23 protein-coding genes are annotated in these 25968 nt (G+C 53.7%); 6 read left to right on the top strand and 17 right to left on the bottom strand.

The window, feature by feature from the left end; translation table 11 throughout:
• The first annotated feature begins 142 nt into the window (after nt 1-142).
• Nucleotides 143-742: a tellurite resistance methyltransferase TehB gene (gene tehB, locus GE278_22145; GenBank protein QLK63495.1), complete on the top strand. Its 600-nt coding sequence runs from the start codon at nt 143-145 to the stop codon at nt 740-742.
• Nucleotides 743-1056: 314 nt separating this feature from the next.
• Entirely contained in the window at nt 1057-1404 is a 348-nt protein-coding gene (locus GE278_22140) for a hypothetical protein (GenBank protein QLK63494.1), read from the top strand.
• Nucleotides 1405-1483: 79 nt separating this feature from the next.
• On the opposite strand, the gene GE278_22135 is transcribed toward GE278_22140, so the two are convergent.
• The 8 genes from GE278_22135 to GE278_22100 all read right to left on the bottom strand — a co-directional run bounded on the left by GE278_22135 (nt 1484) and on the right by GE278_22100 (nt 10187).
• A complete protein-coding gene (locus GE278_22135) occupies nt 1484-2905 on the bottom strand; it encodes an aldehyde dehydrogenase family protein (GenBank protein ID QLK63493.1) in 1422 nt (473 codons plus the stop codon).
• Nucleotides 2906-2918: 13 nt separating this feature from the next.
• On the bottom strand, nt 2919-3725 hold the full coding sequence (locus GE278_22130; protein QLK63492.1) for an ABC transporter permease subunit: 807 nt from the start codon (nt 3723-3725) through the stop codon (nt 2919-2921).
• A complete protein-coding gene (locus GE278_22125; GenBank protein QLK63736.1) occupies nt 3715-4647 on the bottom strand; it encodes an ABC transporter permease subunit in 933 nt (310 codons plus the stop codon). The genes GE278_22130 and GE278_22125 overlap by 11 nt, the downstream gene beginning before the upstream one ends.
• A 15-nt stretch (nt 4648-4662) precedes the next feature.
• Nucleotides 4663-5685, bottom strand: coding sequence for an ATP-binding cassette domain-containing protein (locus tag GE278_22120; protein ID QLK63491.1), 1023 nt, complete (start codon nt 5683-5685; stop codon nt 4663-4665).
• A 151-nt stretch (nt 5686-5836) separates the two neighbouring features.
• Nucleotides 5837-6994 carry an extracellular solute-binding protein gene (locus tag GE278_22115; protein ID QLK63490.1) on the bottom strand — a complete coding sequence of 386 codons (1158 nt, stop codon included), beginning with the start codon at nt 6992-6994 and terminating at the stop codon, nt 5837-5839.
• A gap of 36 nt (nt 6995-7030) precedes the next feature.
• Nucleotides 7031-8494, bottom strand: a complete 1464-nt coding sequence (locus GE278_22110; GenBank protein QLK63735.1) for an aldehyde dehydrogenase family protein — start codon at nt 8492-8494, stop codon at nt 7031-7033.
• 156 nt (nt 8495-8650) lie between these two features.
• Nucleotides 8651-9556, bottom strand: a complete 906-nt coding sequence (locus tag GE278_22105; protein ID QLK63489.1) for a LysR family transcriptional regulator — start codon at nt 9554-9556, stop codon at nt 8651-8653.
• A gap of 199 nt (nt 9557-9755) precedes the next feature.
• The gene (locus tag GE278_22100; protein QLK63488.1) at nt 9756-10187 is read right to left on the bottom strand and encodes an OsmC family peroxiredoxin; all 432 of its coding nucleotides are present in this window, start codon (nt 10185-10187) and stop codon (nt 9756-9758) included.
• Between the two features lie 166 nt (nt 10188-10353).
• On the opposite strand from GE278_22100, the gene GE278_22095 reads away from it, so the two are divergent.
• On the top strand, nt 10354-10689 hold the full coding sequence (locus GE278_22095; GenBank protein ID QLK63487.1) for a steroid delta-isomerase: 336 nt from the start codon (nt 10354-10356) through the stop codon (nt 10687-10689).
• Between the two features lie 119 nt (nt 10690-10808).
• Here the strand turns inward: GE278_22095 and GE278_22090 are convergent, their stop codons facing one another.
• The 9 genes from GE278_22090 to GE278_22050 all read right to left on the bottom strand — a co-directional run bounded on the left by GE278_22090 (nt 10809) and on the right by GE278_22050 (nt 20865).
• The gene (locus GE278_22090; GenBank protein ID QLK63486.1) at nt 10809-11057 is read right to left on the bottom strand and encodes a hypothetical protein; all 249 of its coding nucleotides are present in this window, start codon (nt 11055-11057) and stop codon (nt 10809-10811) included.
• A 182-nt stretch (nt 11058-11239) separates the two neighbouring features.
• Nucleotides 11240-12451 (bottom strand): MFS transporter, encoded by a 1212-nt coding sequence (locus GE278_22085; protein QLK63485.1) that lies wholly within the window; start codon nt 12449-12451, stop codon nt 11240-11242.
• A gap of 278 nt (nt 12452-12729) precedes the next feature.
• On the bottom strand, nt 12730-14532 hold the full coding sequence (locus tag GE278_22080; protein QLK63734.1) for a dipeptide ABC transporter ATP-binding protein: 1803 nt from the start codon (nt 14530-14532) through the stop codon (nt 12730-12732).
• Between the two features lie 2 nt (nt 14533-14534).
• Entirely contained in the window at nt 14535-15452 is a 918-nt protein-coding gene (locus GE278_22075; GenBank protein ID QLK63484.1) for an ABC transporter permease subunit, read from the bottom strand.
• Entirely contained in the window at nt 15452-16426 is a 975-nt protein-coding gene (locus GE278_22070; GenBank protein QLK63483.1) for an ABC transporter permease subunit, read from the bottom strand. The genes GE278_22075 and GE278_22070 overlap by 1 nt, the downstream gene beginning before the upstream one ends.
• A complete protein-coding gene (locus GE278_22065; protein QLK63482.1) occupies nt 16423-17373 on the bottom strand; it encodes a nucleoside hydrolase in 951 nt (316 codons plus the stop codon). Before GE278_22065 ends, GE278_22070 begins: the two co-directional genes overlap by 4 nt.
• Before the next feature lie 4 nt (nt 17374-17377).
• Entirely contained in the window at nt 17378-18328 is a 951-nt protein-coding gene (locus GE278_22060) for a nucleoside hydrolase (GenBank protein QLK63481.1), read from the bottom strand.
• The gene (locus tag GE278_22055) at nt 18325-19209 is read right to left on the bottom strand and encodes a dihydrodipicolinate synthase family protein (protein ID QLK63480.1); all 885 of its coding nucleotides are present in this window, start codon (nt 19207-19209) and stop codon (nt 18325-18327) included. Before GE278_22055 ends, GE278_22060 begins: the two co-directional genes overlap by 4 nt.
• Nucleotides 19210-19302: 93 nt before the next feature.
• The gene (locus GE278_22050; GenBank protein QLK63479.1) at nt 19303-20865 is read right to left on the bottom strand and encodes an ABC transporter substrate-binding protein; all 1563 of its coding nucleotides are present in this window, start codon (nt 20863-20865) and stop codon (nt 19303-19305) included.
• A gap of 138 nt (nt 20866-21003) precedes the next feature.
• Here GE278_22050 and GE278_22045 point away from each other — a divergent pair, with 138 nt between their 5' ends.
• The 3 genes from GE278_22045 (at nt 21004) to GE278_22035 (ending at nt 25662) form a co-directional block, all read left to right on the top strand.
• On the top strand, nt 21004-21894 hold the full coding sequence (locus GE278_22045; protein ID QLK63478.1) for a LysR family transcriptional regulator: 891 nt from the start codon (nt 21004-21006) through the stop codon (nt 21892-21894).
• Nucleotides 21895-22322: 428 nt separating this feature from the next.
• The gene (locus tag GE278_22040; GenBank protein QLK63477.1) at nt 22323-24800 is read left to right on the top strand and encodes a membrane-bound PQQ-dependent dehydrogenase, glucose/quinate/shikimate family; all 2478 of its coding nucleotides are present in this window, start codon (nt 22323-22325) and stop codon (nt 24798-24800) included.
• A 190-nt stretch (nt 24801-24990) separates the two neighbouring features.
• The gene (locus tag GE278_22035; protein ID QLK63476.1) at nt 24991-25662 is read left to right on the top strand and encodes an HAD-IB family hydrolase; all 672 of its coding nucleotides are present in this window, start codon (nt 24991-24993) and stop codon (nt 25660-25662) included.
• The last annotated feature ends 306 nt before the right edge of the window (nt 25663-25968 follow it).

The following is a 25968-nucleotide window of genomic DNA, read 5'->3' as shown; positions in this document are numbered from 1 at the left end:
TCTGATTTCATCATGTAACATACAAGCCTGGTTCACAACACTGCCAGTCGCGTTCTTTGCGTTACCACTAAGAGTAATAGCGCCCCCCGCAATTAGGAGGATAATCACTCGCATTCGATTCAACTTATGAGGAAAACAGGGAATGACTCAGCAGCCCGCACCAGAAGATTACTATGCCGACAAATACGGCCTGTCCCGCACCCATTCAGAAATCATTAACGCAGCCCACCACGTTCAGCCCGGAAAGGCACTGGATCTGGGGTGCGGCAGCGGCCGAAATTCGCTGTATTTGAACCTCAAAGGGTTTGATGTAACGGGCTGGGACAACAATCCGCTCAGCGTCGCCAAAGTGAGGGAGATTATTGCGGCAGAGTCCCTGCACAATATCAACATTAGCGAACAGGATCTCAACGCACACCGTTTCAGTGGCGACTATGATTTCATCTTTTCTACCGTGGTGATGATGTTTCTCGAGCGAGACAGCATCCCGCACATCATCGAAGACATGCACGCGGCAACCAAAACCGGCGGTTATAATCTGATCGTCGCGGCGATGGATAGCCCGGATTATCCTTGCCCGCTGCCCTTTCCGTTCACCTTCAAACCGGAAGAACTGCGTGATTACTATCGCGGATGGGAAATCGTGAAATACAATGAAGATGTGGGTGAATTGCATAAACGCGATGAAAACGGCGATCGTTACAAGCTGAGGTTTGCGACGCTTTTAGCCAGGAAGATCTAACGTTATCAGGGCTGACGACATCGCCGCCAGCCCTGCGAATTGCATTCGCACATTCCCTTCAGCGTCCCCCGGCCCACTCGGTCTTTCCTTCCTGCTAAATTTACTCTGCGGTCAGCGTCATCATTCTTGCCAGAATGTTGACAGAGTGTGATAATGCAGCGCGTCATTTCAGACAAAAACCAAATAAAATCAGTTTATTAGTGTTTTGGTGACCTTGTTCATCCCTCGCCCAAAGGGCGTCAGAGCATCGTTTAATTTTTATTCTTCAATGCCGGCAGCGGCAGTATTCAGAGAGTCGTATGAACTGGGACATCATGAAGTGGTTAATTGGTATTTATCTGGGGTGTTTTTTAGGCCTGCTTAAAATGGCGTATTCAGACCCTAAATTTTACCTTGAATATATTGATAGAAAATTCAGCTATGTTTGTTATACCTGCCTGATTGGCTTTAGCGCATTCTGGTGCGGCATTTATGTTGCCAGAGGTTACGTCATTGACAACATTGATTTAATTTCCGAACAGCTCACCTTAATTGATAAAGAATATAATTACCTCACCTCATATCTGCTCACTGTTATAATTGGTGCAGGGATATCTTTTGCTGCCAGCATTTTATTTATCGATATTGCGCGCAAAAAAATTGCCACGTCAGCGACAGCGTAAAACATCGCATTCTAAGAATACAGGGAGCATAAGGCTCCCTGTTTCATTTCAAAGAATAACGCGTAAAACACCTTACTGATTACGTGTGCTTGAACATTACATGGCGGATTGCCGTGTAATCCTCCAGCCCGTACATCGACATATCTTTTCCGTAGCCGGATTGTTTTTGGCCACCGTGCGGCATTTCGCTGACTAGCATAAAGTGGGTATTCACCCACGTGCAGCCGTATTGCAGGCGGGCGCTGAGACGGTGAGCGCGACCAATGTTTTGCGTCCAGACGGAAGATGCCAGACCGTAATTCGATTCATTTGCCCAGGTCAGAACCTGTTCTTCGGTATCGAATTCCGTCACGCTGACCACCGGACCAAACACTTCGCGCTGTACGATTTCATCCTCCTGATGCGCACCGGCAAGTAACGTCGGCTGGAAGTAATAACCCTCACCGCTGACGCGTTCCCCGCCGGTCACGACCTGAATATGTGCGAGCTCTTTTGCCCGGCGCACAAACCCTTCGACCCGCTCCAGATGTGCAGCCGAAACCAATGGTCCCATTTCACTGCTTTCATCGGTACCGAGTTTGATCGTAGAAACCGCTTCGCCGAGTGCCTCAACCAGCTGCTTATAAACGCCTTTTTGCGCGTAAATGCGGCAGGCGGCTGTGCAGTCTTGTCCGGCATTGTAGAAACCGAAAGTACGCACCCCTTCCACCACCTGATCAATATCCGCGTCATCGAAGACAATCACCGGTGCTTTGCCGCCGAGTTCCATGTGCGTACGTTTGATGCCGCTGGTGGCCTGCGCGACAATTTTTTCACCTGTAGCCACGGATCCTGTCAGTGAAATCATCCGCACTTTATCGTGATGCGTCAGCGCGTTACCGACCGTTTTTCCCTCGCCAAACAGCACGTTAAGCACACCCGCCGGTAAGAGATCGCGCGCCAGTTCACCAAGCTTAAGGGCGGTCAGCGGCGTGATCTCAGAGGGTTTGATCACCACACAATTGCCCGCTGCCAACGCCGGAGCAATTTTCCACGCGGCCATCATCAGCGGGTAATTCCACGGCGCGATAGAGGCCACCACGCCCAGCGGATCGCGACGTACCATCGAGGTATGCCCGGCGAGATATTCACCGCCCGCTAATCCGTTCAGACAGCGGCTGGCGCCAGCGAAAAATCGGAAGACATCGGCCACCGCTGGAAGCTCATCATTTAAAACCAGATGATAAGGCTTGCCGCAGTTGAGCGATTCAAGTTTAGCCAGGGCTTCGGCGTTTTCTTCGATGCTGTCCGCCAGCGCCAGCAGCAGCTCGGCGCGGGTTTTCGGTGTAGTCTGGCCCCATTCAGTAAAGGCGTGATGCGCCAGATCGACCGCCTGAGTGGTTTGTTTTGCACTGGCCTGCGCCAGACGTACTATTTCCTGCCCCGTATGCGGGTTGAAAACCGGTAATGACGCCCCTTCACCGGCAACCAGCTCACCATTGATCAACATGTTCGTTTGCATCAGTTCTTCCTTATTATTTGCCATCACCGGCCACATCTGACCCATTTCTTGTGAGATACCACGCGCCCAGAATCGGGATCATGGTGAGCACCATCAGGCACAGCGCAACAACGTTAGTCACCGGCACTTCACGCGGTCTGCCCAGCTGGTTGAGCAGCCAGATCGGCAACGTACGTTCGTGTCCGGCGGTAAACGTCGTAACAATGATTTCATCGAAAGACAGTGCAAAAGCCAGCATTCCGCCCGCCAGCAACGCAGTGCTGAGGTTCGGCAAAATGATGTAGCGGAAGGTCTGCCAGCCGTCAGCGCCTAAATCCATAGAGGCTTCAATCAGGCTGTGCGTGATCCGGCGAAAACGGGCGATCACGTTGTTGTAGACAATCACCATGCAAAAAGTAGCGTGCCCGATAACAATCGTCAGCATTCCCGGCTCTATCTGCGCGGCGTGAAACGCATTAAGCAGCGCCAGCCCGGTAATGATCCCCGGCAAGGCAATCGGCAGCATGAACAATAGTGTGATGCTGTTTTTGCCGTAGAAGTTACGCCGATACAGCGCCGCAGCCGCCAGTGTGCCGAGCACCATCGCTATAAGGGTGGCGCAACAGGCTATTTGCACCGAGAGCCAGATGGCATCGAGGATGTCGTGGCGCCCAGCCGCCACCGCAAACCAGTGCAGCGTGAAGCCCTTTGGCGGGAAACTGAACGCCGCGTCCTCGGTGTTAAAGGCGTAGACCGCAATAATCAGCAGAGGAAAGTGGAGGAAAACCAGCCCGCCCCACGCGGAGAGTTTGAGTAACCAGGGTGCGCGTTTAGAGTGCATCGAAAGCTCCCAGTCGTTTAACCATCGACAAGTACAAGGCAATCAACACGATAGGCACCAGCGTGAACGCGGCGGCCATCGGCATGTTGCCAATCGAACCCTGCTGCGAATAGACCATATTGCCGATGTAATACCCCGGCGGCCCCACCAGCTGCGGGATAATGTAATCGCCCAGCGTCAGCGAGAACGTAAAGATCGAACCGGCAGCAATGCCCGGCACCGCCAGCGGGAAGACAACGTAGCGCAGCGTCTGCCATGGCTTCGCCCCCAGGTCCTCAGAGGCCTGTAGCAGCGACGGCGGCAGCCGTTCCAGCGCCGCCTGGATCGGCAGGATCATAAACGGCAGCCAGATATAAACGAACACCCAAAAGCGGCCGATCCCCGAGGTCGACAGTGTATTACCGCCGATGCCCGGCAGGCTCAGCATCGCCGAGAGCAGCGGTTCCAGCCCGAGATGTTCGAGGAACCATTGCAGTACGCCGCCTTTGGAAAGCAACAATGTCCATGCATAGGCCTTGACGATATAACTCGCCCACATTGGCAACATGATCGCGACATAAAAGAACGCTTTTTTCTTGCCGGTGATGTAACGCGCCATGTAGTACGCAATCGGAAACGCCAGTACCGCGCTGAAAAACGACACCAGCAGCGCCATCGTGACCGTCCGGACAATAATGTCGGCATTCACCGGGTCAAACAGCGCACGGATGTTAGCGGTGGTCAGCGTCGAAGACACCGTCATGGTAAAGTCATCGAAGGTGTATAAACCCTGCCACAGCAAGGCAAACAGCGAGCCTAAGTAGATCGCGCCAAACCATAGCAGCGGTGGCACCAGCAGCAGCGCCAGATAAAAACCCGGGCGATGATGCAGATACGTTATCAGCGCGCGGCCACGACGGGCGCGCTTCTCGTAAGGAGTCATACTGATATCCATCGTTTAGCCCTCAAGCAGCGCCACCATTGCATCTCTGTCCCAGCACGCCACGACCGGCTGCCCCTGCCGGTACGAGGTCTGCGCGCTGGCCGCAAGATTGTTGGGTTCGCTGACGAACAACTTTTCGCCCCCTTCAAGCGCCAGTTCGTAGCGTGTTGCCGCACCCTGAAAATGGATGTCTTTGAGGATGGCGTTGACCTGCACCGCATCACTTCCTGCCAGCGGCTGCGGGGCAAGACGAATATGCTCGGGGCGAATAGAACGGCTGCCGGATACACCGGTGATTTTGAGGGAGAGATCTGAAGTCAGCACATTTGCAGTGCCAACAAATTGCGCCACAAATGCGGTGCGCGGGCTGAGATACAGCTCACGCGGTGTATCGACCTGTTCGATACGGCCATTGTTGAATACCGCGACGCGGTCAGACATCGAAAGCGCTTCACTTTGATCATGCGTCACGAAGATGAAGGTGATACCCAGCTCGCGTTGCAGCTTTTTCAGCTCACCCTGCATCTGCTCTCGTAATTTTAAATCCAGCGCACCGAGCGGTTCGTCAAGCAGCAAAACGCTTGGCTGATTCACCAACGCGCGCGCCAGCGCCACACGCTGACGTTGTCCGCCGGACAAAAACGCCGGTTTGCGCGCAGCGGTAAAGCCAAGCGCAACCCGCTCCAGAGATTCCATCGCACGGATGTTACGTTCTTTTTTACCCACACCTTTTACCATCAGGCCATACGCCACGTTTTCCAGCACTGTCATGTGCGGAAACAGTGCGTAATCCTGAAACACGGTATTCACATCGCGCTCATAGGGTGCGAGCTGTGAGGCTTCTTTCCCATGAATACGCACCGAGCCGGAGGTCAGCGTTTCGAAACCGGCGATGAGACGCAGGCAAGTCGTTTTCCCCGATCCCGAGGGGCCGAGCATGGAAAAGAATTCACCGTCCTGAATATCAATCGAGACATTATCGACGGCTTTTGTTTCCCCGTATAAACGAGAAACATTAATAAATTGCACGGCGGGCATAGTTAATTCCTCAATATCATTTTGGAGTACGCAAAATCATTTGAGTTGTATCAGGACGGCAACTGAGCGAATCCCCTGGAGCATACAAAAGTATGTAACTGGGGTTCGCGACGACAGCCAGCGCAGAGACGGCTCAAAGGATGACGTGTATTTAGCGTCCGCCCATAATGGCAATGTAATCCTGAGTCCAGCGGCTATAAGGAATATATTTTCCGCCTTCGGATTGCGGTGTTTTCCAGAATGAAATTGCCGTGAATTTGTTAAAGCCATTGGTTTCGCAACCTTCCGCGCCTAATAACGGGCTGGCTTTACAACCGGCTGGTACGCTTGGTACAGAACCAAACCACGCGGCGACGTCGCCCTGCACTTTCGGTTCAAGCGACCAGTTCATCCACTGATAGGCACAGTTCGGGTGTTCTGCATCGGCAGCCAGCATGGTGGTATCCGCCCAGCCGGTGACACCCTCTTTCGGGAAGACAGTGGCGATCGGCTGTTTCTCACCTTTAAGCGCGTTGGCCTGATACGGCCAGGAGCTGCTGGCAACCACGCCTTCATTTTTGAAATCACTCATCTGTACGGAAGCATCGTGCCAGTAACGGTGGATGAGCGGATGCTGGCCGCGCAGCAATTTCAGCACGGCCTGATACTGCGTTTCGTTGAGCTGATACGGATCTTCGATTTTAAGGTCAGGCTGTGTACTTTTCAGGTACAGCGCGGCGTCAGCGATGGCGATCGGTCCGTCATAGGCCTGTACGCGGCCCTGATTGGGTTTACCGTCAGGCAGGTTCTGAGGGACGAAAATTACCGACCAACTGTCAGGCGCGATCGGGAACGTTTTGGTGTTGTACATCAGCAGATTTGGCCCCCACTGATAGGGCGTGCCATACACTTTCCCGGCGACGTTAAACCATTCCCCCTTGAGTAAACGCGGGTCGATATTCTTCCAGTTGGCGACAAGCGACGGGTTAATCGGCTGGACGCGTTTACCATAAATCAGACGCAGCGAGGCATCGCCCGACGCCGTCACCAAATCGTAACCGCCCTTCGCCATCAGGCTGACCATTTCGTCGGAAGTTGCCGCCGTTTTGACATTCACTTTACAACTGGTTTGTTTTTCGAACTGTGTCACCCAGTCATAATTCTTATCACTTTCGCCGCGTTCGATATATCCCGGCCAGGCGACAATATTTAATTGCCCTTCGCCTTTACCTATATTTGTCGGTAATTCAGCGGCCAGGGCCGTATTTAAAACACTGAGAATACCCAAACAAACTGCCGAAATTTGTCTATTACCAGATAATATTTTCATGAGTTACCCCTGTCCTGTCGTCGTATTTTTCTGTTATTAGAATTGTGGTTTGAACTTCGCCATGATGTGTCTGACTACGCTGTAATCCTGTAACGAATAACTGGAGAGATCATTGCCATACCCTGAGCGTTTTAATCCGCCGTGAGGCATTTCGCTGACTAAAGAAAAATGCGTGTTAATCCAGGTAGTGCCATATTGCAGATGAGTGGAGATTTGTATCGCTAAATCGATATTTTGTGTCCAGACCGAGGATGCGAGCCCGTATTCGGATTCATTGGCCCAGTTCAGCACTTGCTCAATAGTATCGAAACGGGTCACGCTGACCACCGGCCCGAAGACTTCGCGCTGGACGATTTCATCGCTTTGCAAACATCCCGCCAGCAGCGTCGGCTGATAAAAGAATCCGGGGCCAGAGTGCGAGGCAGCGCCGGTGATGCGCTCGATATGCGGCTGGCTCAGCGCTCGTTCGACAAAGCTGGAAACCCGATCCCGCTGTCTGGCGCTTATCAGCGGCCCCATAAAGTTGTCACTGTCATTTTTTCGGGCGAATGACAGCTGAGAAACCGCCTCACCCAGTTTTTCCACCAGCCGCTCGTAGATCCCGGCCTGCGCATAAACGCGGCAGGCTGACGTGCAATCCTGCCCGGCGTTGTAATAACCCCAGGTACTGACAGCCTGAACCACGTCATCTATATCGGCGTCATTGCACACAATAACCGGCGCTTTACCGCCCAGCTCAAGATGCGTGCGTTTCACCGTTTTGACAGCGGCCTGCAAAATGCGCTGCCCGGTGACAATATCGCCGGTCAGAGAAATCAGACGCACATGAGGATGACTGACCAGCGCATTACCTACACCTTCACCACTGCCGGTGATCACGTTCAGCACGCCGGGCGGCAGAATATCCTGTAAGGCCGGCAGCAGCGCGAGAATGGTCAGCGGCGTATGCTCGGAAGGTTTGAATACTACGGTATTGCCCGCCGCCAGAGCAGGCGCGATTTTCCACGCTGACATCATCAGCGGGTAATTCCACGGCGCAATCGATGCCACCACGCCCAGCGCGTCGCGGCGCACCATGGAGGTGTGGCCCGGCAAATATTCACCAGAAAGTTGCCCCTGCTGACAACGCACCGCACCGGCAAAAAAACGAAAGACGTCAATTGCCGCCGGAAGGTCATCTTTCAATGCCTGATGCAGCGGTTTACCGCAGTTGAGCGCTTCGAGTTGCGCCAGCGACTGCGCCTGTTTTTCGACAGCGTCGGCGATACGTAAAAGCACGGTGGCGCGTTCGGCGGGAGTGGTGCGCGACCAGCGAGAGAATGCAGAGTTGGCGGCGTTAACAGCCTGAGCGACCTGAGCCAGAGAGGTTTCGGCGACTTCGGCAATCACTTCGCCGGTCGCGGGATTGAAAATACTTTGCGTTGCGCCCTCACCCTGAAGGAGGTCGCCATTGATCACATGTTTTTGAGAGAAACCGGCAACGAACTCAGCATCCGACATCATTCAACCCTCAGCTTCGGGAATCATCCTTAATTCATGTAATTGTTATCGGGACGTAACAAGAAAACACATTACATTCACATTAGATAATTTCGCTGAGGGCAACAAATAGCAATTACTGAAGGCAGCGTTCGGATAAACCGAATGCTTCGGTTCTCAGGGCTTGCGCTTGGCGCTGTTTTCTCGCGCGATGGTCAGAAAAGGCGTTACCAGCTCAGGCCGGGCACTGCCGCGACGCCACGCCAACCCGATATCTAGCGGCTCGATGGAATCCTCCAGTTTGCTGGCTTCGATCATATTCCCTTCCAGCGACCATGCGCGGTAAGCCATATCCGGCTGTACGGATACGCCCAGACCGGCGGCCACCAGGCTACGAACAGCCTCGGTTGAAGCGGTTTTCATCGCGATATTCGGCTTCAGCCCCGCCCGTGCCCACAGCCGCTGCGCATGTTTTTCCATTTCGTCGACGTTCAGCTGGATCAGCGGTTCATTGGCAATATCGGCCAGAGAAATGCTTTCACGCTCAAGCAACGGGTGCAACGGCGGCAGCCACAGGCGATAGGAGGAATGGGTCAGGACTTCCGTTTGCAACGCGTCGCGGTCTTCCAGATTGGAGAGGATCAACACGCCGATATCGATTTCGCCACTGACCAGCAAATGCTCGATGTACTGACGCTCATCCTCGACGACTTTGACTTCCACATTTGGGTAGTAGGCATTGAATTGTTTGAGTAAATCCACCAAAAAATACCCGGCAACCAGACTGGTTACACCAAGCGTAATCTGCCCGGTAACGCTTTCGGTGCCCATTTGCAGACTGCGTTTAGCGTTATCCACCGTGGCGAGGATCAAATAGGACTGGCGTAAAAACTGATGCCCCTGATGAGTTAACGTCATGCCTTTCGCGTGGCGGTCAAACAGTCGCGCTTGGGTTTCGACCTCCAGCTGCTGGATGGCCTGCGTTAATGAGGACTGAGAGACAAACGAAGCTTGCGCCGCCGCAGAAATAGAACCGGTTTCAGCAACAGCAATAAAATGGCGGATCTGGCGAAGTGTCAGCATAGGGTCATCTCATCATCACAATAAAAAACCGAACTCATGGGGTCACCATTCGGTTAAATGGAATGATTGAGTTAAGGCAGACGGAGATTTTTTGTCAAACCGGCGGAATAAAGGATTGAATATTTGGGATCAAAAACACAAAAGCCATGCAAACTTAGCATGGCTTAATAGTGGCAAAGACTGATTCAGACAAAGCCGATCAGTTTTCCAGCTTATAGGTCAGAGTAATCTCTGCGTTAAGCACTTTGGAAACCGGGCAACCGGCTTTCGCCGCTTTGATGATTTCATCAAATTTGTCTTTATCGATCCCTGGCAGTTTCACGGTGCTGTCGAGCGCGATTTTAGTGATGGCAAATCCGCCATCCACTTTGTCGAGCGATACATCTGCGACGGTGTCGATACTTTCAGGGGTGTGCCCTGCTTCGCCGAGCATCAGTGACAGTGCCATTGAGAAGCAGGCGGAATGTGCTGCACCGAGAAGTTCTTCCGGGTTAGTACCCGGTTTGCCTTCGAAACGGGTGTTAAAACCGTACGGTTGATCTTTGAGTGCACCACTTTCAGAAGAGATGTAACCTTTTCCGTGTTTGATGTCGCCTTCCCAATGCGCCTGGCCTTTTTTATGAATGGTCATGTTTTTCCTCCGATTTGTTTTACATTCAGATCCAGTATAGACGCTGAGAGGGGTTACGCGAGTCAGCCTGCCAAAGCAGGAACTTTCTTAAATGAGCCTTTGCCAGACTGTGTGTTATGAATTATTATGCGTTTTGTTAACATATAAATTCACAAAAGGTAGATTCATGAACGCAGCCACTCCCGTTGAAAATCAGTTCAACGCCTACAACGCCCACGATCTGGAGGCGTTCGCCGCTTGCTATAGCGAAGATTTCACTGCTTATCGTATGCCGACGATGACGCCGTCCTTACAGGGTAAAGATGCGCTGATCACGTTTTACAGAAATCATCGCTTCAATAATAAAGCGCTGCGCGCCGAACTGCTGTCGAGAACTGTGCTTGGCAACAAGGTGTTTGATCACGAACTGATTCACGGCATCTACGAACAACCGATCAACAGCATCGCAGTATTCGAAGTGGAAAATAACCTGATTAAAACCGCGTGGTTCTATTTCGAGTGATGCCTGTGCTTTAAGGATCTTCTTTAAATCCTATCCTGAAAATGGATAACACAAATGAAAAGAAGGTCAGGAGATACCTCCAGACCTTCCAAAAAAGTGATACCAGAATGAAATGAATTTTAGTTTATATCCAGTTCAACCGCCCACTCTGATACCATCGCTCGTGATATATAATTTACTTCGTACATACAACCACTTGAAGATAAAGTTAAATATCCGATACAAGGGAACGATTCAGGATGCAATTCATTAAGCACTTCCCTGATCTCTGCATCACTCATTAAAGGTGATACGGTAGCCTTAGACAGCTGAAAGTAATTGTCAAACATCCAGGAAATATAGTCTGTTTCATTTTTCAGCACTTTCATTTAACACCCTCCCGTCGGTAATATGCTAATTCTTAGAAAGTAGCAGCGGACGTCCATTCAGGCGAATAATAAAGTTAATCTAAGCGCTTTAACCTTGCTTTGTATCAACTTTAACCGGCACCCAGGCCGGCTAAATAATGATCTGTCGTATACGTGGAAAGATTTCCTGTTAAGAATCCACACTATGCTTCAGTCTCGCGCAACTGCGCGGGCTGCGGACGCGACAGGAAAATGGTGATGGCCGCCAGTAAGGTCAGCGCGCCGCCGAGCAGGAAAGCGCTGCTAACACCGGCGTTATCCGCCAGCACGCCGCCGAACAACGCGCCGAGCGCCAGTGACGTCTGGAATACGCAGACGAGCAACGCAGATCCAGTTTCGAACAAGGCGGGTGACGCCTGATATGTCCAGATATTCAGACACACCGGCAATGCGCCAAACGCCAGTCCCCACAAGATCACCAGCGCGCTGGCCACTGCCAGTGGCACAGGAAACAGCGATAACACCAGCACTGAAACGCTAAGCAATAGCATATTCAGCATAAATGCCCGCTTCACACCGAACTCGCGCACGGTGAATTCGGACGTTAACGTGCCAAATAACCCGGAAATCCCGTACCCCATCAATAACAACGAAATATCACTGGCCGACAGGTGCAGATCGAAACGCAACCACGGTTCCAGATAGGTGTAAGCCGCAAAATGGCCTCCTGCCATAAATACGCCGATAATCAATGCGTAGCGGATACCAGGCACTTTGACCACGCCAAGCATGGCACGCAGCCCGATGGATTGCTGGGCCGGAAGTGGGGGTAACGCAATCCACTGCAACACGAAGAATACCAGCGCCAGCAAAGAATTGAGGGTGAACGCCATTCGCCAGCCATAAAGATCGCCAATAAACGCGCCCGCAGGCACACCGGCCACCGTGCCGACTGCCACGCCGGCTGTGATCAACGAAATAGCCCGTGCGCCCTGCTCTTCCGGCACCAGTCGTCGTCCGGAAGGGATAGCGAATGACCAGAATCCGCCGACTCCGACGCCAAGAATAATGCGTCCGATCAGCAAAACGTTAAAGGACTCGGCTATCTCGGCAATACCGTTAGCAATTATTACCGTCGCGGAGAGCAATAACAGCAACTTACGGCGATCCATACGTTTGGCAAACAGCATGATAAGTGGAGCAGAAATCGCGGCAACCAGCCCCGGCAGCATCACCGCAAGACCTGCGTGGCCTTCGGTAACGCCCAGCGAACGGGCGATGGGCGAAAGCAAACCAATCGGCAGAAATTCGGTATTAACCAGCACGAACGTGCCGCAGGCAAGTGAAAAGACCGCCAGCCATCGGCGGAAAGCAGAAGTATGTGGCCGGGTGTCCAGCGATGCGCACTCAGTCATTATTATTATCCTTTGCAGGTGAATTAGGGGGTCGTCCGGTTGCCATAAAACGTGATCGCCGTCACCTGGTCAAGATGTTTACTCATAACCGTTATGTTATGACTCATGGCGATTTGGACTAAGCCAGTTCCCGCCTGCCATGCGGCTTATAGAGGGATCCGCGCCGCATATTTGCAGAGCACATCCTGATAACTCGATCAGGAAATGTTTCCACGTATAAAGTATGTTGTAACTAAAAGAGTAAAATGACCCTTTAAGCGAGAGAAAGAGCGGGAGGATCAGGTGGTTTGCACAAAATGCCCGTCGCTGACTTCGCGATAATGGCGGACGGGTGGCTGATACGTGGCCGGGCGCAACGGGCTGGCGAGTTCTTCCGGAACAACAGCCCGTTTACGGCGGATAGTGGGATCCGGTACCGGCACGGCAGCCAGAAGTTTGCGGGTATACGCGTGTTGCGGATTTTCAAAAATATCGGCTCGGGATCCGATTTCGACAATTTCGCCAAGATACATCACGGCGACGCGATGGCTGATGCGTTCGACCACGGCCATATCGTGAGAGATAAACAGGTACGACAGCCCCAGCTGTTGCTGGAGATCGAGCATCAGATTGATGACCTGCGCTTTGACCGAAACATCCAGCGCCGATACCGCTTCGTCGGCGATAATAAGTTTGGGTTCCAGTGCCAGCGCGCGCGCGATACAAATCCGCTGACGCTGCCCGCCGGAAAACTGATGCGGAAAACGCGATGCCATATTGCTTTGCAGCCCGACCTGCTCGAGCAACTGCGCCACGCGGATTTTGGCGCTGGCCGCATCATGCAGCCCAAGGCTTATCATCGGTTCAGCAATCGCCTGCCCGACGCGCATGCGCGGATTCAGGCTCTCAAACGGATCCTGAAAAATCATCTGTGCCTGCGTGCGGATCTCTGCAAGATGTGCCCGGTCGGCGCGGCGTATATCCTCGCCTGTAATCAGTACGTCGCCGGAGGTGGCTTCGGTCAGCCGTAAAATCGTGCGGCCAGTTGTCGATTTTCCGCAGCCGGATTCCCCGACCAGCGAGAGTGTTTCGCCCGGCTGCAGGCTGAAAGAGAGATCTTCCACCGCATGCACACGCGCAGAGACGCGGCGCAACAGGCCAGACTTCACATCAAAACGCGTGACCAGGTTTTTGACATCCAGCACCGGCTGACCCGGACGCAGGGTATCGACAGAATCTGCCACCGGCTGCGGAATGCCTGTGTGCATATCCATAAGAGGAAATCTTTTGGGCAAAGCGATGCCGGTCATCGCGCCGAGACGCGGCACCGCCGCCAGCAGCGCCCGCGTATAAGCATGCTGCGGAAGATGGAAAATCTCCCGGGTAGTCGCCTGTTCCACCGCTTCGCCCCGGTGCATCACCAGCGTGCGGTCAGCCACTTCGGCCACCACACCCATGTCATGAGTGATGAAGAGCACCGACATCCCCTCTTCTTCCTGCAAGGATTTTATCAGCGCGAGAATTTGCGCCTGAATGGTGACATCCAGTGCAGTGGTGGGTTCGTCGGCGATTAGCAAACGTGGATTACAGGCAAGCGCGATGGCGATCACCACCCGCTGACGCATTCCGCCGGAAAAGCTCAGCGGATATTCGTTGAGCCGTGATGCAGCAGCAGGGATCCTGACTTTTTCCAGCAGGCGGACTGCTTCGATACGCGCAGTCGCGTCGTCCATCCCGCGATGCCGCTTGAGCACCTCAGTGATCTGCACGCCAATTTTTAAAACCGGATTCAGGCTGGTCATCGGTTCCTGAAAGATCATGCCGATGTGGTTGCCGCGAATGCTTTGCATTTGTCTGGCATTCAGGGCCAGTAAATTCTGTCCACCGAACATCACGCTGCCCGAGTAACGCGTTTGCCTGGCGTCCAGCAATTGCATGACTGACATAGCAGTCACGCTTTTACCCGAGCCGGATTCACCCACCAGCGCCAGCGTTTCTTTCGGACCAATCGAAAAGGAGAGATCGCGCACCACGTTCAGCCAGTCGCCCTCCACCGAAAACGCAGTATTGAGTTTTTCGACCTGTAGCACCGGATTGTGCATCATCAGTCCTTATTCCTCGGATTGAGGATGTCGCGCAAGGCATCACCCACTAAATTGATCGCCACGATCAGTATCAACAGCGTGATGCCGGGGTAAACGCTGATCCAGTAATCGCCGGACATCAGGTAGTCGAATCCGTTGGCGATAAGCAATCCCAGCGAAGGTTCGGTGACGGGTAAACCAATGCCGAGAAATGACAGCGTGGCCTCGAGCATAATCGCATAGGCAATGCGCATGGTGGCGACGACGATCAGCGGCGGCAGGCAGTTGGGCAAAATATGGCGCAGGAGGATGCGCGGATTCGACAGCGCCATACTGCGCGCGGCGTCCACGTAGCTGCGGCGTCGTTCCAGCAGCGCCGAGCCTCGCACCGTGCGCGCGTAGTACGCCCACTGCGTGACCACCAGCGCCAGAATAATTTTATCGACGCCCTGCCCGAGCACGGCAAGCAGAATAAGCGCAATGAGGATCGGTGGGAAACTCAACTGAATATCGACAATACGCATAATCAGCGCATCGGTTTTGCCCCCCGCCCAGGCGCTGGTAAGCCCAAGCACCGCGCCAATCGTCAGCGCAATCACTGCGCTGGAGACGCCGACCAGCAGGCTGGTGCGCATACCGTAAAGCATCGCGCTGAGTAAATCGCGCCCCTGATCGTCGGTGCCCAGCCAGTAAATCATGCCACTCATGCTGGCTGAGCCGGGTTTAAGACGGCCATCCATAATATCGAGTTGCGATAAATCATAAGGGTTTTGCGCAGAGATCCACGGTGCGAGCACCGAAAGCAAAATGGCAATGCCCAGAATAATCAGGCCGCATAGCGAGAATTTGTTCCGCATCAGCGCCGTCAGCGTGTTGTAAAAGGCCGAGTGCGCCGTCTGTGGCGTGGTGTTGCGAGAATGAACCGAATTTGACGGCATCAGTCTTCGCCCCCCAGCCGGACGCGCGGGTCGACCAGCACGTAGAGCACATCCACCAGCAGGTTGATCAGGCTAAACATCACTACGGTAATCATCAGGTATGCCAGAATCACCGGGCGATCGAGCACGGCGATGGAATCGATGATGAGCTTGCCCATGCCCGGCCACGCGTAAATGGTTTCGGTGACGACGGCAAAGGCGATCAGTGAGCCAAGCTCAAGTCCTATCACAGTAATCAGCGGGATCAGCGTATTTTTCAGAACGTGAACCAGCACGATGCGGCTCTCGGATAACCCTTTCGCGCGGGCAAAACGGATGAAATCTTGTTGCAGACATTCAAGCACGCCTGCACGGGTAAGGCGGATAATCAGCGAAATTTTGAACAGTGCCAGATTGAATGCGGGAAGGATCAGATGCGCGAGGCCGTCGGCGGTAAAGAGACTGACGGGTACGCCGAAAACGTCTACCGTTTCGCCGCGTCCGGACGCCGGAAGCACCCCCAGCCTCACGCTGAACAGCATGATCATCATCAGCCCGATCCAGAACGTTGGCAGGCTGAAGCCAAAAATGGATATGGTCATGATGGTTTTCGACAGCCAGCCGTCCGGGCGCAAACCGGCGTAAACGCCAAGCGGAATACCAATCACCAGTGCCAGAACAAATGCCACCAGCGCCAGTTCAAGCGTGGCGGGCATTCGCTGGAAAATCAGGTGCAGCGCGGGCTGGTTATAGATAAAAGAGTTACCCATGTCGCCGTGCAGGGCATTGACCACAAACAGGCCGTATTGCTCCCACACCGGCTTATCAAGGCCGAATGACTGAATCACGCCGAGGCGCTCAGCGGGGGTGGCAGCAGTGCTGAGCAGGAGATCCACCGGATTTCCCACCAGATAGACGCCCCCGAAAACCAGCAGAGACATCACGAACAGCGTCAGTAACGTTTGTCCGAAACGCCCCAGCAGGTAACGGCTCATGCGTGCGAAGCGCCGTAGCGGGAAAGTACACGTCGCAGCAAGCTGAAAAAGCCGTATTCATCCACTTTTTGCATCACCAGCGCGTTCGGCGGCGTCGGCAGTTTGTTGTAGAAATCAGCATAGGTATAGCCAGCGGTGTTGCCGGAAACGGCCACGCCGACGCGCGCATTCTGGCCCGAGAACAGACCGGGTTGCAGCAGATATGCGATAGTGGTGGCATCGTGAACCGGCCCGCCTTCGCGGCCAAAACGGGTGAGATCACTGCGATCAAACGCGCTCAGCAGCGCAGCGATAGATTCGCCCGGCGCGCCGCCATCCTGTCTTATCGCTTCAATGTCATCAACGCCGATCAGCGCCTGAAAAGTCATATCGAGCGGCATCACCACCAGCGGAACACCGCTGGTGAACACTTTTTCGGCGGCGTGCGGATCGGCGTACACGTTGAATTCGGCCCACGGTACGCGATGTCCGAGCGCGGTAAATGCGCAACTCATGGTGACGATGCGCTTGATGCCCCGCGCGACGTCCGGGTGCATGCCCAGCGCCAGTGCAAGATTGGTCATCGGGCCGATAGCGCATATTGTGATCGGATCGTTATCCTGCGCCGCTTTTCTCAGCGTTCGCACCAGAAAATCGACCGCGTGTTCCGCCTCAGGTTGCAGTTCGCTGTCCGGCACCAGTTCGTTACTGAACGCGCCGATGTGAGCGTATTTGCCATACACCTGATCGCGCACCAGCGGACCGGGCGCACCGGCGTAAATTGGTGTTGAGGTTTTGCCCGACAGCGCGACGATTTTACAGGCATTGCGCAGGGTATCTTTCAACGCAACGTTTCCGGCCACAACCGTCACGCCGAGCACCTCGAGCTCTGGCGAAGCCAATGCCAGCCACAGAGCGATGGCGTCATCCACGCCGGGATCGGTATCAATAATGATGCGCTGGCTCATAGGGTCAGTTCCCGGCATAGCGTGAAAGTAGCTCATAAAACAGCATGAACACCTTTGCGGCGTCCACGCGCGTGACGATATCAACGTTCGGCGTTTGTCCGGATTTACCGTACCAGTCGGCCACGGTTTGTCCCATGCATAAATCGCTGTTGTATTCGACAAACACCCGCGCGCGCTCGGTAACAAACAGTTCCGGTGCGAGCACATAAGCAATCACCAGCGGATCGTGCAACGGACCGCCGCGCGAGCCATATCGGCGTATATCATTACGATCCCAGAACGCCATCAGTTCGCCCAGCGGCTGTGAAATACGCCCGGAGACAGTAATAAATTTGGTCACATGTTCAGGCGTAAGGATGACCTGATGCGTCGCGTCGAGCGGCAGAACCGTGATATTCAGATCACTTGAAAACACCACATGCGCAGCGTGCGGATCGGCCAGCATGTTGAACTCGGACGTCATGGTGCGATTACCGGCTTCACGGTAAGCGCCGCCCATCAGCACCACACGGGCAATCCCGGCGGCGATCTGCGGTTTCATGCGCAACGCCGTCGCCAGATTGGTCAGTGGCCCGAGCACGCAGAGTGTAACCGGCTGATTTTCGCGGATCGCCTGCTCGCAGCTGTTGATCAGAAAATTAACGGCGTGGAGTGATTCGGGCTGTTTTTTCGGTGCGGGAAATGCGGTATTGCCGAGGCCGTTTTCGCCATGAAACTGGCCGTGGATTGGTTCGCGAAACATCGGCTGATGACAACCGGCAAAGACCGGAATATCGATTCTCTGCCCCAGCTCAGTGATTTGCAGCGCGTTACGCAAGGTATTGGGCAGCGGCTGATTACCGCACACCGTGCAGATGCCGAGGATACTCAGCTGCGGCGCGACAAACGCGCTGAGCAGCGCAATAGCGTCGTCGATACCGGGATCGCAATCGATAATGACGGGCAGCGTTTTCACAAGGCACCTACCGAACGTAAGACTTCAGCGATTTCCTGACGCGCGGCGGCGTCGAGCGGAATCTGAGGCGGCAGCGGATCGCCCACTGCAAAACCCTGTAACTGCAATGCCGCTTTGATGCATCCGGCAATCGAATACTTAGCGAAGATTTCATTGATGCGCCACAGGGGGCGCTGCAATTCCATCGCTTTTGTCCAGTCACCTTGCTTCGCAGCTTCGTACAACGCCAGACTTTGCTTTGGCACGATACAAGCCGGACCCGCCATCCAGCCGACACCGCCAATCATCATCACGCATACCGGAATATGCGCCGACGCGGCAAAGACCTGCATCCGCCCCTGCGTGCGCTCGATGATCGACAACAGCCTGCCGGTGTTAGTGGAGGCATCTTTAATATAGTTGATGTTTGCAACGTGACTCAGCCGCTCAATGACCGGCAGGCTGAGATCGGAACGCTGGAACTGCGGATTGGTGTACAGCACGACCGGCAGCGTGCCTGCTGCGGTCGCGATGGCACGAAAATAGTCCTCGACGCCCTGATCGGGCACCGGGAAATAGGCTTCAAGAATAGCCAGAATACCGTCGACACCCAGAGCGACATAACGAGCGGTTTGCGCTACGGCGTCCTGAATGGTGGTGGCTGCGACCCCGGCAATCACCGGTACGCGGCCCCGAGCGGCTTCGACTACTGTTTTGACCACCCCGGTGCGCTGTTCTGCACTGAGATAAGCAAACTCACCTGTACTGCCCAGCGGCGTCAGACCCTGCACGCCGCTGTTAATCAGATGCTCGACCAGTGCGGTTAACACCGGTTTATCTATCTGACCACCGTCAGTGACGGGGGAAACCAGATAGGGAAATACACCGCTAAAAGAAGTCATAGCTTCTCTCTCTTTTCTTAGAACAACCCTGGTGTTGGTGCTCTATTCCCGCGTGGGTTCGGTATGCACTTCGTTCATGGCATCCCGTAGGATTTATTTTTCGTGAACAAAGTACGGCAACGTATAACCGTCGGAACGGCCAACGTAGGTATAAGGTGTTTTCATCGCCCAAGTATACGAGAGGAACAGCAACGGAATGGTGCCTTCGTCCTTCATCGCAATCTCGGTGGCTTGCTGTAACAGTTTTTCGCGCTTGCCGTCGTCGAGTGTCGAACGCGCTTCGGCCAGCGTTTTATCAAACTCCGGATTCGAGTAGCGGCCACGGTTACCCTGTCCACCGTTCGGCCCGAAGGTTTCGAGCAACGGCCCCAGCACCCCGGAAGCTTCACCGGTTTCAATCGCCGCGCCGCCCATGATCAGGCTGAAATCACGCTTCGACGCCCGTGAGAAATAAACGCTGCCCGGCATGGTCACCACGTCGGTTTTAATCCCCACACGGCTGAACATCTGGCCCAGCGCCTGTGCGATTTTCGAATCATTAGGATAACGGTCATTCGACGCGTGGAATGTCAGGGTAAATCCGTCAGGATAACCCGCCTGCGCCAGCAATTGCTTCGCTTTGGCCGGATCGTAAACCGGTGCGGCGATGGATGGCGTGTAGCCGAAGTAGCCTTTTGGCACCAGCTGTGAGGCCGGAACGCCCTGCCCGTCCATAATCCGGTCAACAATCGCCTGACGGTTGATCGCCAGCGACATCGCTTCACGCACTTCACGCTTTTTCAGGGGATTGCTGCCATCAGGACCTTTGGCGAACGGCGATGTATCGCGATCCTGATCCGGGTGCAAATAGAGAATGCGGTTACCGGCAACGGATTCCATATGCAGGCTAGCCTGTTTCGCCAGATCGCGGCCATCGGCCGTCGGTACGCTTTCAATCAGGTCAACGTCGCCGGAACGGATCGCGGCCACACGAGCACTTGGGTTTTTAAAGACGCGCAGCGTTACGTTATCCCATTGTGCTTTGCCGCCCCAATACTGGTCGTTGCGCGCAAGTACGACATTGTCATCCGGTGTCCAGCTGACAAATTTGAATGGCCCGGTGCCGATCACGTCTTTCCCTTCGTTGAGGGTTTGCGACGGCACATTCTCAAGCCGGGCCGGTAAGATGGCGACGCGGCTCAGGTTGTTGAGCAAGAGGGGTGTTGGCGCTTTGGTGACAATTCTCACCGTTAAAGGGTTTACTTCGGTGACATCTGCGATGTCATTGACGTACGGCGTGTAGGCACTCGGGCTGTTCTTCGAAGCCAGCGGCACGCGTTTTATGCTGGCGATCACGTCTTTTGCCGTGAAATCGCTGCCATCGTGGAATTTCACACCGGGACGCAGGCTGAATTCCCAGGTGGTATCGTTGATGATTTTCCACGATACCGCCAGCGCAGGCGTAATATGTTGTTTTTCGTCCTGATTGACCAGCCCGTCAAAAATGCTGCGTGCCATGGCGCTGTTGGCACCGCCCACGTAAAATTGCGGATCCATTGATGTCGTTGATGCGGCCAGACCGATTTTGAGATCGGCAGCCTGTACAGAGGTTGTGTGTAAAATAAAAAGTGTGGCCAGTGCTGAGGAGAGCACTACTGCCGGAACGGACTTTCTCATGCATTTAACCCTTAATTATTTTAGATTTTCAGGCAATGTGTGTCAGATCGTAAACTGGAGTCTAGGGGGTGGACATCTGAATTGAAAATTGTATTTTGTGTTACATCCATAAACAAATGTTATGGATCATGAGGACATATGACGAAAATTAATCCCCGACAGGTAGAAGCTTTTCACAAAGTGATCCTCACCGGTAGCATTACAGCAGCAGCTAATATGATGAACATCACTCAGCCTGCAGTCAGCCGGCTGATCCGTGACTTTGAATATGCCGTCGATCTGAAGCTGTTTGACCGTGACGGCCGGGGGCTTATCCCGCGCGACGACGCTATCAAGCTGTATCGCGAAGTGGAACGTTTGTACCTCGGGCTTGAACATATTTCGCGCATTGCGGAAGAGATCCGTCATTCCAAAGGCAGCGTACTGCGCATCGGCACGGTTGCGGCATTATCTGCGCTGTGCGTCGAACACATTTTGCCGCCGCTTGTCGAAACCATCGACGACATCTCTCTTTTTCTGGATATCGAAAGTACCACGCATATCACGGATGTGGTCACCAGCAATCAATACGACGTCGGCTTTATTTTCGGCAAGCCGGATGTCAAAGGGCTACAGGCGGAAATGCTGGCTCGAGCGAATGCGGTAGCGGTGATGTCGCCCCGCCATCCGCTGGCGAAAAAAGACGTGGTGACCGCAACCGATCTCACCCATTACCGCCCTATCATCCCTGGCCGTAAAACACCGCTGCGTGAGCAACTGGATCATGTGATGAGCCGTCAGGATCTTTATATGAACAATCCTATCGAAACATCGCTGAATAATTGCTGCGTCATGGCGGGAAATAATCTGGGTGTCGGCGTGGTGGATTTCATTACCGCGCGCAGTCACAAAAGCGATCTGGTGATTAAGCCTTTCACGCCTGACATCAGCATTGCCTATCTCGCCGTTTTCCCACCACAGATCCCTAAAAGTCGTCTGGTGGAGCAAATTACACTGGAAATGAAGATGCTGATTGAAGGCTATTTGTAACGTTAGCGCACCGTAAACTTACCATCCGGTTCACATTGGCAGAGAGAAATGTGGGAAATCTGTCACAAGTCTCTTTTTGTGACAGAGTAAACGGTACCATTAATGCTATTACATAGACCAAAAACGAATACTTAACTTACTAAACATTTGTTATTTGCATATGTAATAAATAATTATTTATGTAAATCAGATAGATACAGAAGAAACCCTTCCCTATTCAATATCACACTATTTCTTTACCGAAATTCAAACTCTCCGTTACACATTCACAACTACGTTGAGAAGTATTACTATTTGCGCGAAATTGTTCTGTCTGGTTCATTTGATGGCGAAGAGTCATCAGGTATCACCCCTTTACAGCGCAGCTTTCTTCTACCCATCTTTTCTACTATCTATTTTTCTATAACACATGTGCAGTGAGATAAATCATGCCAACTACTAAGAGTAAATGGACCTGGCTCCTCTGGCTCCTGAGCGCACTGATGACTGTCATCGGTCTGACGCTGGGCATCGGCGGCGCGTATCTGGCCACGTTGGGAGGAAGCCTGTACTTCCTGCTGATGGGTCTGGCGCTTTTCGTGTCAGCCGTATTGATTTTCAAAGGTAAGCCTTCGGGCGCATGGCTCTACGCCGTGGCCTTCGTACTTTCAATTATCTGGGCGATCTGGGACGCTGGTCTGGCGTTCTGGCCGCTGTTCTCGCGCCTGTTCACTTTCGGCGTTCTGGCCTTCCTGACCGCGCTGGCGTATCCACTGTTGAAAACGCGCGCAGGGCTGGTTGCCCGTAAAGGCCCAAGCTTCTCGCTGGCAGCCGTGCTGGCCGTTGCGTTGATCGCCGCTTTCGGTAACACCTTCGTGCCGACGCCAATTATCAGCGCCGACAACGATCAGGCACCGGTGAAGCCGGTCGCGACGGGTGCGGAACAGAAAAACTGGGAAAACTGGGGTAACACCACCGCCGGTGACCGTTTCGCTGCACTGGATCAAATCAATAAAACCAACATCGATAAACTTCAGGTCGCGTGGATTGCCCATACCGGCGATATCCCACAGAGCAACGGCTCCGGCGCTGAAGACCAGAACACACCGCTACAGGTAGGCGATAAACTGTTCGTTTGTACCGCGTACAGCAAAGTGCTGGCGCTGTCGGTGGATGACGGTAAAAAACTGTGGTCTTACGATTCCAACTCAACCGCGCCAAACTGGCAGCGTTGTCGTGGTCTGGGTTATTACGAGAATGCCTCCGCTTCTGCTGCGCCAGCCGCACAGCCTGCTGCGGATGCTGCTGCAACATCTGACGCATCAACCACTGCCGCAGAAGCGGCCACCGCAACAAGTCCTGCGCCACAGTCACCGGCTGCCACCGGGGGTACGGTCAGCGCGACCTGCGAACGTCGTCTGTTCCTGCCAACCATCGATGCGCGCCTGATCGCCATCAACGCTGACACCGGCAAGCCTTGCGCTGATTTCGGTGACAACGGCGTGGTCGACCTAAAAGTCGGCATGGGCGAAGTCAAACCGGGCTATTACCAGCAGACCTCTACACCGCTGGTGGCCGGTAACGTCGTTGTGGTCGGCGGTCGTGTGGCGGATAACTTCTCTACCGGCGAACCTCCGGGCGTGGTGCGTGCCTTCGATGTCCACACTGGCGCACTGGTCTGGGCATGGGATCCGGGTAATCCGAACATCACCAAACTGCCGCCTGAAGGTCAGACTTACACACGTGGTACGCCGAACGTCTGGTCCGCCATGTCGTATGATCCAAAACTGGGTCTTATCTACATGCCAACCGGCAACGCAACGCCGGACTTCTTCGGCGGTACGCGCACTGAGCTGGACGACAAATACAGTTCTTCTGTGGTTGCTGTTGAAGCGAGAACCGGTAAAGTCCGCTGGACCTTCCAGACTACTCATCACGACCTGTGGGATTTCGACCTGCCGTCACAGCCACTGCTGTACGACCTGCCGAATGACAAAGGCGGCAGCACGCCAGTACTGGTGCAGACCTCCAAACAGGGCATGATCTTTATGCTGAACCGCGAAACCGGTGAGCCAGTCGCGAAAGTTGAAAACCGCGAAGTGCCGCAGGGCAACGTGCCTGGCGAACGCTACTCCAAAACGCAGCCTTTCTCCGTCGGGATGCCAAACATCGGCAACCAGACGCTGAAAGAATCTGATATGTGGGGCGCCACCCCGATGGACCAGCTGCTGTGTCGTATTGAGTTCAAAGGGATGCGCCACCAAGGCGTGTATACGCCCCCGGGCCTCGATCGTTCCCTGCAATTCCCCGGCTCGCTCGGCGGCATGAACTGGGGCAGCGTTTCGGTTGATCCGAACAATGCCCTGATGTTCGTCAACGATATGCGTCTGGGTCTGGCAAACTACATGGTTCCGCGTGCCAAGGTACCGACCGGTGCGAGTGGTATTGAAATGGGGATGGTGCCAATGGACGGTACACCGTTCGGCGCAGTGCGTGAGCGCTTCCTGTCTCCGCTGGGCATTCCTTGCCAGAAGCCACCGTTCGGTACGATGTCTGCGGTTAACCTGAAAACCGGTAAAATCGTCTGGCAGGTGCCGGTTGGTACGGTGAAAGATACCGGCCCGCTGGGTATCAAAATGCGTATGCCGATGGAAGTGGGTATGCCAACGCTGGGCGCGAGCCTGTCAACGCAATCCGGCTTGTTGTTCTTCGCGGGTACGCAGGATTTCTATCTGCGCGCGTTCGATACCGCTAACGGTAAGGAAATCTGGAAATCTCGTCTGCCGGTCGGCAGCCAGTCTGGCCCGATGAGCTACGTTTCACCGAAAACGGGTAAACAGTACATCATTATCAGCGCCGGTGGTGCACGCCAGTCCCCTGAGCGTGGCGACTACGTGATCGCCTACGCTTTGCCTGACGAGAAGTAGGTTTCAGCTTCAGACATGTTGTAAATACCCCCGCCCGCTGATGCAAATCGGCGGGCTTTTTTTTGTTCATCCTCTCACGCAGCAGCAGACAACAATGATCAACAGCCGTAAAGCGATTACACTACCGCTATAAACGAATTACGTTGTCCCTCATTTTTCGCAGGGGACAACCGAAGGAGCGTATTGAACGATGGTTAATGATGTAATAAACGTTGGCAATTCCCTGTCCGTTTTCGATTTCGACGGCACCCTGACTAAACACGACAGCTTCGTGCCCTTCCTGCGTTTTGCCTTTGGTAAACGCGTCTTCGCGCGTCGGATGGTGCGTTTAGCCTTACCCACGTTGAAATGCGTTGGCCGCCGACTCACTCGCGATGAGCTGAAAGAAGTGCTGATCCATACCTTTATGACCGGCGTGGACGCCAAATGGGTTGAAGAGAAAGCTGCCGAGTTTTGTGAGCGTTACTGGACGCGTCTGATGCGCCCTTCCGGCCTGATAGCCGTCGCCACGCAGGTTAACTCAGGTGCGATCGTAACGATTTGCTCAGCCTCTCCGGCGATGGTGCTAAAACCTTTTGCTGAGCGTTTGGGTATCCGGTTGATCGGCACCAACCTGGAGGTGAAAGATGGCGTTCTGACCGGTCGGATCAGCGGTCACAACTGCCGCTGCGGCCAGAAGGTAGAGCGTCTGGAAGCTGAGTACGGCCCGCTTTCTTCCTACCACTTGCGCGCATGGGGTGACACCCGTGGTGACTACGAGATGCTGGCCGCCGCGCAGGAACCTTACTGGCGTCACTTCCACGGTTCGTGGGCAAAACGAAATCCACCGATTGCACGGATTAAGCAACTGCAGAGTAAGTGAAATGATGAGAAGGCGGAAGTGCTCGCCTTCTCGCCCCCCCCTAAATTCGCCCCCATTTCCGTCCCTGATTTCTATTAAAATACCTTTATAATAATGACATTTTAATTCACTACGTGGCATTTAAATGAAGACTGCACTTTCTTATTTCACATTTCCGGAATATTTATAAACGAATAACCTTACCTTGCGGAATTATTCTTTAACTGCATTTGTGACGAAGATTCAATTTCATATAAAAACAAAATTAAATTATTGAAACAGCTTTTCAATAAGATTACTTTCGTGCTCACCATCTTTTACTACCTT

This window comes from Enterobacteriaceae bacterium Kacie_13 (assembly GCA_013457415.1).
Lineage (GTDB): Bacteria > Pseudomonadota > Gammaproteobacteria > Enterobacterales > Enterobacteriaceae > Rahnella.
This window is presented reverse-complemented; position numbering and strand designations above follow the sequence as displayed.

Excerpts from the sequence above, each read along its gene's own strand:
- tehB (QLK63495.1), top strand. The coding sequence starts at position 143 with ATGACTCAGCAGCCCGCACCAGAAGATTACTATGCCGACAAATACGGC.
- GE278_22140 (QLK63494.1), top strand. The coding sequence starts at position 1,057 with ATGAAGTGGTTAATTGGTATTTATCTGGGGTGTTTTTTAGGCCTGCTT.
- GE278_22135 (QLK63493.1), bottom strand. The coding sequence starts at position 2,905 with ATGCAAACGAACATGTTGATCAATGGTGAGCTGGTTGCCGGTGAAGGG.
- GE278_22130 (QLK63492.1), bottom strand. The coding sequence starts at position 3,725 with ATGCACTCTAAACGCGCACCCTGGTTACTCAAACTCTCCGCGTGGGGC.
- GE278_22125 (QLK63736.1), bottom strand. The coding sequence starts at position 4,647 with ATGACTCCTTACGAGAAGCGCGCCCGTCGTGGCCGCGCGCTGATAACG.
- GE278_22120 (QLK63491.1), bottom strand. The coding sequence starts at position 5,685 with ATGCCCGCCGTGCAATTTATTAATGTTTCTCGTTTATACGGGGAAACA.
- GE278_22115 (QLK63490.1), bottom strand. The coding sequence starts at position 6,994 with ATGAAAATATTATCTGGTAATAGACAAATTTCGGCAGTTTGTTTGGGT.
- GE278_22110 (QLK63735.1), bottom strand. The coding sequence starts at position 8,494 with ATGTCGGATGCTGAGTTCGTTGCCGGTTTCTCTCAAAAACATGTGATC.
- GE278_22105 (QLK63489.1), bottom strand. The coding sequence starts at position 9,556 with ATGCTGACACTTCGCCAGATCCGCCATTTTATTGCTGTTGCTGAAACC.
- GE278_22100 (QLK63488.1), bottom strand. The coding sequence starts at position 10,187 with ATGACCATTCATAAAAAAGGCCAGGCGCATTGGGAAGGCGACATCAAA.
- GE278_22095 (QLK63487.1), top strand. The coding sequence starts at position 10,354 with ATGAACGCAGCCACTCCCGTTGAAAATCAGTTCAACGCCTACAACGCC.
- GE278_22090 (QLK63486.1), bottom strand. The coding sequence starts at position 11,057 with ATGAAAGTGCTGAAAAATGAAACAGACTATATTTCCTGGATGTTTGAC.
- GE278_22085 (QLK63485.1), bottom strand. The coding sequence starts at position 12,451 with ATGACTGAGTGCGCATCGCTGGACACCCGGCCACATACTTCTGCTTTC.
- GE278_22080 (QLK63734.1), bottom strand. The coding sequence starts at position 14,532 with ATGCACAATCCGGTGCTACAGGTCGAAAAACTCAATACTGCGTTTTCG.
- GE278_22075 (QLK63484.1), bottom strand. The coding sequence starts at position 15,452 with ATGCCGTCAAATTCGGTTCATTCTCGCAACACCACGCCACAGACGGCG.
- GE278_22070 (QLK63483.1), bottom strand. The coding sequence starts at position 16,426 with ATGAGCCGTTACCTGCTGGGGCGTTTCGGACAAACGTTACTGACGCTG.
- GE278_22065 (QLK63482.1), bottom strand. The coding sequence starts at position 17,373 with ATGAGCCAGCGCATCATTATTGATACCGATCCCGGCGTGGATGACGCC.
- GE278_22055 (QLK63480.1), bottom strand. The coding sequence starts at position 19,209 with ATGACTTCTTTTAGCGGTGTATTTCCCTATCTGGTTTCCCCCGTCACT.
- GE278_22050 (QLK63479.1), bottom strand. The coding sequence starts at position 20,865 with ATGAGAAAGTCCGTTCCGGCAGTAGTGCTCTCCTCAGCACTGGCCACA.
- GE278_22045 (QLK63478.1), top strand. The coding sequence starts at position 21,004 with ATGACGAAAATTAATCCCCGACAGGTAGAAGCTTTTCACAAAGTGATC.
- GE278_22040 (QLK63477.1), top strand. The coding sequence starts at position 22,323 with ATGCCAACTACTAAGAGTAAATGGACCTGGCTCCTCTGGCTCCTGAGC.
- GE278_22035 (QLK63476.1), top strand. The coding sequence starts at position 24,991 with ATGGTTAATGATGTAATAAACGTTGGCAATTCCCTGTCCGTTTTCGAT.